This is a genomic window from Vibrio sp. 10N.261.55.A7 (assembly GCF_002877365.1).
Classification (GTDB): domain Bacteria; phylum Pseudomonadota; class Gammaproteobacteria; order Enterobacterales; family Vibrionaceae; genus Vibrio.
The window spans coordinates 1-7,730 of sequence record NZ_MCWZ01000139.1; the positions used below are offsets into that span (position 1 = coordinate 1).

Annotated in this window: 4 protein-coding genes; all 4 read left to right on the top strand. The window is 44.8% G+C overall.

Annotated features, from left to right (window positions below; genetic code table 11):
* Nucleotides 1–1,652: cadherin repeat domain-containing protein (locus tag BCU12_RS08850; RefSeq protein WP_198599293.1), on the top strand; the 1,652-nt coding region annotated here is incomplete at its 5' end.
* 493 nt (nucleotides 1,653–2,145) lie between these two features.
* On the top strand, nucleotides 2,146–5,034 hold the full coding sequence (locus tag BCU12_RS08855; protein WP_102403966.1) for a pyridoxal phosphate-dependent class III aminotransferase: 2,889 nt from the start codon (nucleotides 2,146–2,148) through the stop codon (nucleotides 5,032–5,034).
* A gap of 84 nt (nucleotides 5,035–5,118) precedes the next feature.
* A complete protein-coding gene (locus BCU12_RS08860; RefSeq protein ID WP_102403967.1) occupies nucleotides 5,119–6,363 on the top strand; it encodes a carboxynorspermidine synthase in 1,245 nt (414 codons plus the stop codon).
* Nucleotides 6,364–6,446: 83 nt separating this feature from the next.
* Entirely contained in the window at nucleotides 6,447–7,580 is a 1,134-nt protein-coding gene (nspC, locus tag BCU12_RS08865) for a carboxynorspermidine decarboxylase (RefSeq protein ID WP_102403968.1), read from the top strand.
* Nucleotides 7,581–7,730: the final 150 nt, after the last annotated feature.

Consider the following 7,730-nt stretch of genomic DNA (forward strand, 5'->3'; position numbering starts at 1 on the left):
TCAACCTGGATGATAATGAACCCGAATTTGAACAGCCGGATGGCTATGAATTTAATTACAGCGAGAATAATGTAGATACACATGCGATCGGGCAGGTGACTGCATCAGATGCTGATGGTGAAGATGTCACTTATAGCATTTCTACCAATGTTTATGCGGCTGATGATGTGCTAGAAGAGAGTCCTTTCTTTGTTATAGATAGTGATGATGGAGAGATACGCCTCACCGCTGAGGGTGTGCTGGCTTTTACCAATGATTTTGAACTTCTCAATAACGTGCACAACCTAGTGGTCACTGCGACTGAGGTTGGAAGCTTTGGTGGTGAACCGAAGAGCACGGATGTCAATGTTGTGCTTAACGAAATTAATGTCAATGAAGCACCAGAAGCGGAAGATTTCGAAGCCTACTTACGAGACCCTGATTCGCCAGTTCCTATTGTGTTTGATTCAAATGATCCTGAGTTTGATCATATTTGGGATACCGATGAGATCATCCCAGGAAATAATGAGTCAGTGATGGTGATGATCACGTCGCTACCGTCAACAGGGACACTTTACTACACCGACGAGAATGATGTTCGAACAGAATTGACTGAACTTGACCTTTATACTGAAGGTGGCGGTGGAACCATTCTGGATCCTAGCAAAGTTGAGTATGAACAGGGTGAAGGTGATGCATTTACTATTGGAGGTCACCCTGATGACGTAGAAAAAACAGATGGTTTTTACAACTGGGGTGATAAGGAGTCAAAAACAGAGCGTCGGATCGATTTAGATAATGAAACGTCGATACGAGTTTCTGTGATTAATGATAATGGCAAGCCCTTGAAGCAATACGCTGCAGACGGGCATAAGGGCTATGGTATTGGAGATAAAGATGGCAATGGAATGAATGCGAATGAAATTCTGGTTATCGATTTATCGGAAAATCCTTTAGAAGAAATTACATTTGGCCTTGATGGAATGCAGCAAGCATTTGTGCATGCCCAATCGATTCAAGTGACCTATACGTTGCAGGATGGAACCACGCAGGTAGAGGAATACCATAAGGACTCTGCACTAGGCCCACACAAATTTTATGAGGAATTCACTTATTCTTCAGAAGATAATCCTATCGTTGGTATGGCAATGGAAGGCTCCGGTAGTAACTGGGTACTTCGCGGATTCTCTGGCGAGCTGGCGATAACTGAAGATGATAGCTTTGATTATCTTGCTATTGATTCCGGAGGGTTAGTAAGTGAAGAAGCAACCGTCACTATTCCGCCATATGTTGAACATGCAGCAACATTAGAAGATGAGTTATTATCTGGTACCGATGATACTGATGTGTTTAAGTGGAGTGATGCAACTATTAATGATGGAACGGATACTATAGAAGACTTTAACTTCTATGAAGACCTTATTGATTTAACAGGGGTCTTAGATGATGGGTCTGCTGTAGATATCGAAGATCTAATGGGGATTGCAAGTGCAGAGGTGGTAGATGATGATGTGGTTATCACTGTGAATGCTGATAACTCTGCTGATGAAGAGGTAAGTCAAACGATTGTCATCACTGATGGTGCGACAATATTGGAAGATTTCATTCCTACTAATAGTGCACTAGATCAGTTGGAACTCTTATCTCAAGTACTTAAAACTGACGCAGCATAAAAGCTAAGTCTAAAATAGAAAGCTGGCTTTATAGCCAGCTTTCTATTTATAAATTCGTTAGTAAAAACAGTTGCCAGAGTCTTTGATATTGTGATATTTTTCCGCGCAATCTCGGAGCCTAAATTTGAAGCGGCACTGGGGGAGACGCGTAACGAACATTCGGCTGATTGTATTGTTGCGTAGGGTAGGTATCAACAAGCCATTTGTTGATAGACGGGATAGCTTTGTTGCCTTGGCAGCAGATGAGAGAGAAACCCAACAGTGAACACTTTTAACTTATACAGTTTAATCAGCTTCGTACTTCCTAAATGCCCTGTACTTCACGTCAGTAGCATCACCGAACCCTGAATTCCTGCACTCCAAATTTAACCATTTCTAATGGTCATTATCCAAATCCCGAACGTATGGATATTTTCGGAAGGTATTGCTTTGCCTCTTGTTTTATCAACTGGTGTTGAAAAGAGCGCAAATCCTCTATTTTTAGGGAATTACAATGAGCTCAGCTTTTGAAGTCGATAACACGCTTATCGCAACCACTTTTTCTACCAAAGTACCACACGTAGAAGGTCTTTATGATCTTACGCCAGACCAAATCCTGCTTGACCAAGCAGAGCATGAGTCTGAAGTTCGCTCGTATCCAAGACGCCTTCCTATCGCTATCAAACAAGCCCATGGTGCGCTAGTTGAAGACACACGTGGGCAACTATTTTTAGACTGTCTTGCAGGTGCAGGTACATTGTCGCTGGGTTACAACAACCCTGAAATCAATCAAGCATTAAAAGAGCAGCTTGATCTTGGATTGCCATATCAAACTCTCGATATGACGACGAGTGCGAAAGACTTGTTTACTAAGCGTGTTAAAGCGTTTTTGCCAAAAGAGTTTTCTCATAACTCTGCGATTCAATTCTGTGGCCCTTCTGGTGCCGATGCGGTTGAAGCGGCGATCAAGCTTGCGAAGCAAACGACAGGTCGTAACACTATGTTCGCGTTCCGCGGTGCGTACCACGGCATGACAAACGGCACGATGGGCATGATGGGCAACCTCAGCACCAAAGAGCGTCGAACAGGTCTCATGTCTGATGTTCACTTCATGCCGTTCCCATACAGCCTACGTTGCCCGTTTGGGCTAGGTGGCGATGACGGGGCTAAAGCAAGCATTCGCTATATGGAACGCCTTCTTAACGATGATGAAGCGGGAATCATGAAACCTGCTGCCATCATTGTAGAACCAGTGCAAGGCGAGGGTGGTGTCATACCTGCTCCTGCGTTCTGGCTTCGAGAACTACGCCGAATCTGTGATGAACACGAAATCCTATTGATTCTTGATGAGATCCAGTGCGGTGTTGGTAAAACTGGCTATCGTTTTGCATTTGAAGAGTCAGGCATCTCTCCTGATATTTTGTGCCTATCTAAAGCGATAGGTGGCGGCTTGCCAATGTCTATTCTTGTTTTCAATAAAGAAATTGATACATGGAAAGCGGGTGAGCACACGGGGACATTCCGCGGTAATCAACTCGCGATGGTCTCTGGTGCAAAAGCATTGGAAATCATTGAACGAGATAACCTGGTTGAGCATGCCAATATCGCGGGCCAGTATTTAAGAATGGGCCTTGAGAGCATTCAGCAGCGCGTTAATTGTGTCGCGGAAGTTCGCGGAAAAGGCTTAATGCTTGGGATGGAAATCCAGAAAGCGGATGGCAGCAAAAACAAATTTGGCGAGCCGGAAGCCGATGATGATTTAACACTCGCGATTCAACGCGCGGCCCTTGAACGCGGTTTAATGGTTGAAAAAGGCGGTCGTGAAGGGTCGGTAATTCGTTTCCTACCACCTATGATCATCTCTTTTGAGCAAATTGATTTTGCACTACGTGTCATGGAAGAAGCGATTCTTGCTGCGGGTGGTGGTAAACGTGAAGCAGATGAAGAGAATGCAAAGTGGAAAAAGCACTTTATTCAAGCAGGCGATAATGGTTCTGATGAATTTGCTTCGGTAATGAATCACGCGACTTCTTCGCTAAAGCAGATCTTTGAACAGGTTGAGAAACCATACAGCGGTATGGACCCTAAGTTTCTGGAAGCTCAGATCAATGCCGTATGTTTAGACTCGGCTAACGCCAGTTTGACTGATGTCATTGATAGCACTAACGAGCTTGTAGTTAAAAACTCAATCTTCACCCAGCACCCAAATTGCATTGCGCATTTGCATACCCCACCAATGATGCCAGCTATTGCGGCAGAGGCAATGATTGCGTCTTTGAACCAATCGATGGACTCATGGGATCAAGCTTCTTCAGCGACGTATGTTGAGCAAAAAGTGGTTGATTGGCTGTGTGGTAAGTATGAGCTAGGTAACCACGCGGATGGCATCATCACGAGCGGTGGCACTCAAAGTAACCAGATGGGCCTCATGCTCGCAAGAGATTGGATTGCCGATAAGCTGTCTCAGCACTCGATTCAAAAGCTTGGTTTACCTGAGTATGCACATAAGTTACGAATCATCTGCTCTGAAAAGTCGCACTTTACGGTTCAAAAATCAGCGTCTTGGATGGGGCTGGGTGAGAAGTCAGTTGTTACGGTTGCGGCTCATGAAAATGGCACGATGGATACCAGTAAGCTGGACTCGACCATTGCTGAGCTAAAAGAACAGGGTCTGATTCCATTTGCGCTAGTGGGAACGGCTGGTACGACCGACCACGGTGCCATTGATGACCTTACAGCATTAGCGAATTCTGCTGATCAGCATGAACTATGGCTTCATGTCGATGGCGCTTACGGCGGTGCTCTGATTTTGAGCAGCCATAAGCAACGTTTAGCTGGTATTGAGCGCGCTGATTCAGTGAGTGTTGATTTCCACAAGCTTTTCTTCCAAACCATCAGCTGTGGTGCATTGCTACTTAAAGACAAATCGCAGTTCAAGTTTTTGCTGCATCATGCGGATTACTTGAATCGTGAGCACGATGAATTGCCGAACTTAGTCGACAAGTCCGTCGCAACAACTAAACGTTTTGACGCGCTAAAAGTCTTCATGACCATGCAAAATGTTGGCCCTCAGGCTCTCGGGGAAATGTACGATCATTTAATCGCACAAACATTAGACGTCGCGCGCATGGTTCAAACCAATGCTGAACTTGAGTTACTTGCAGAGCCATCGCTATCAACCGTGTTGTTCCGCTCTAAGCGTAGTCTTGAAGGCTCGGTGGATAAGCTTAACCAGAAAGTACGTATCGAAGCGTTGGTTCGAGGCGTCGCCGTTCTTGGTGAAACGGTGGTTGATGGTAAGTCGGCACTTAAGTTTACGATTTTGAATCCGTGCCTAACCTTGGCCGATTTCCAATCACTCATTGAAGATATTAACCAGCTTGTGAATGAACTGGCCGATTAATATTAGAACAGAACACTGGTGGGGCTTTTTGAAAACGATAAGCCTCACGAAAAGTAAATGAATTAAAGAGATAAGGTAAATACGATGGCAGTTCTACAAATTGGCGCAGGTGGTGTTGGTTGGGTTGTTGCACATAAAGCGGCTCAAAATAACGATGTGTTAGGTGACATTACGCTTGCTTCGCGCACGGTAAGCAAGTGTGAAAAAATCATCGAGTCAATCAAAGGTAAAAATAACCTTAAAGACACGACTAAGAAACTAGAAGCTCGTGCTGTAAATGCGGATGACGTTGACGCTTTGGTTGCTCTGATTAAAGAAGTGAAGCCTGATCTGGTGATCAATGCGGGTCCTCCGTGGGTTAATATGTCCATCATGGAAGCGTGTTACCAAGCAAAAGTGAACTACTTAGACACATCGGTTGCCGTAGACCTTTGCTCAGAAGGCCAACAAGTACCACAAGCGTACGATTGGCAATGGGGTTACCGCGAGAAGTTTGCTGAAGCAGGCATTACCGGTATTCTAGGCGCTGGTTTTGATCCTGGCGTTGTATCAGTATTCGCTGCCTACGCAGTTAAGCACCTGTTTGATGAAATCGATACGATTGACGTTATGGACGTTAACGCGGGTGACCACGGCAAGAAATTCGCCACCAACTTTGACCCAGAAACGAACATGTTAGAGATCCAAGGTGACTCTTTCTACTGGGAAAATGAAGAGTGGAAACAAGTACCTTGTCACTCACGCATGCTTGAGTTTGAATTCCCAAATTGTGGATCTCATAAAGTGTACTCAATGGCGCACGATGAAGTTCGCTCAATGAAGGAATTCATTCCAGCTAAACGTATTGAGTTCTGGATGGGCTTCGGTGATGCGTATCTGAACTACTTCAACTGCATGCGTGATATCGGCTTACTAAGCCCAGACCCGCTAACGCTGCACGATGGCACTGTGGTTCAGCCTCTTCATGTACTTAAAGCTCTACTGCCAGATCCAACATCATTGGCACCGGGCTACACAGGTTTAACGTGTATCGGTACTTGGGTACAAGGTAAGAAAGACGGCAAAGAGCGTAGCGTATTCATATACAACAACGCCGATCACGAAGTGGCTTACGAAGACGTTGAGCATCAAGCGATCTCATATACAACTGGCGTACCTGCAATTACGGCGGCACTTCAGTTCTTCCGTGGAGAGTGGGCAGAAAAAGGCGTGTTCAACATGGAACAGCTAAACCCAGACCCGTTCCTTGAGACAATGCCAGAAATCGGTCTAGATTGGCACGTTCAAGAGCTAGAACCAGGTCAGCCAGTTATCCATAAACTGAAGTAACTTTGTTGGATCCTAACAAAGTCATTTAGATTGAAGCCGATGCCATAGCGTCGGCTTTGTTCGATTTTTACGGTGAACATACTATGCAGAAAAACGAACTCAAAACCCCATACTTCATGATCAATGAAGACAAACTGATCGCCAACCTAGAAAAAGCAAAGCAGCTGAAAGAGATCTCAGGTGTAAAGCTAGTTCTTGCACTGAAGTGCTTCTCGACTTGGGGCGTGTTTGACATTATTAAGCCTTACCTAGATGGCACGACAAGCTCCGGCCCTTATGAAGTAAAGCTCGGCCACGAAACGTTCGGCGGTGAGACTCACGCCTACAGTGTTGGTTACAGCGAAGACGATGTAAGAGAAGTGGTAGATATCTGCGACAAGATGATCTTCAACTCTCAAAATCAACTTGAAGCCTATCGCCATATTGTAGAAGGTAAAGCTTCATTGGGGTTACGTTTAAATCCTGGCGTGAGCTACGCAGGTCAAGATCTAGCAAATCCAGCACGTGCATACTCTCGTTTAGGTGTTCAGGCCGATCACATCAAACCTGAAGTGTTCGACGGTATTGATGGTGTGATGTTCCACATGAACTGTGAGAATAAAGACGTGGATGCGTTTATCGCGTTGCTTGACTCAATCTCAGATCAGTTTGGAGAACATCTAGATAAGCTAGATTGGGTGAGCATGGGTGGCGGCGTGTTCTTTACATGGCCAGGTTACGATATTGAGAAGCTTGGTTTAGCGCTAAAAGCATTTGCCGAAAAGCATGACGTTCAAATGTATCTAGAGCCGGGCGAAGCGATCATTACTAAGACGACTGACCTAGTTGTGACAGTGGTTGATATTGTTGAGAACGTAAAGAAAACAGCCATTGTTGATTCTGCAACGGAGGCGCACCGTTTAGATACACTTATCTATGATGAGCCAGCGTCAGTATTGGAAGCCTCTGAAAACGGTGAGCATGACTATGTGATTGGTTCATGTTCATGTTTAGCGGGTGATCAATTCAGTGAAACGAGCTTTGATGAGCCGTTGAAGATAGGTCAAAAGCTTCACCTATTGGATAGCGCAGGCTATACCATGGTGAAACTGAACTGGTTTAACGGGTTAAAGATGCCTTCGATTTACTGTGAACGCAGCAGTGGCGACATTCAAAAACTGAATGAATTTGATTATAGCGACTTTAAGCGTTCTTTATCTCAGTGGCCTGTTAAATGAGAGAATAAGAGATGTATCCTCAAACATTAAGTAGTAATCCTAGTGTCAACTTCATGTAAAAAGAGGATTGTGATCCGCACCAGAAGTTTTGGACACTGAGTTAAGTGAGTACAATCACTAACGAGGTGAACTATGACAACTAAGAAAACA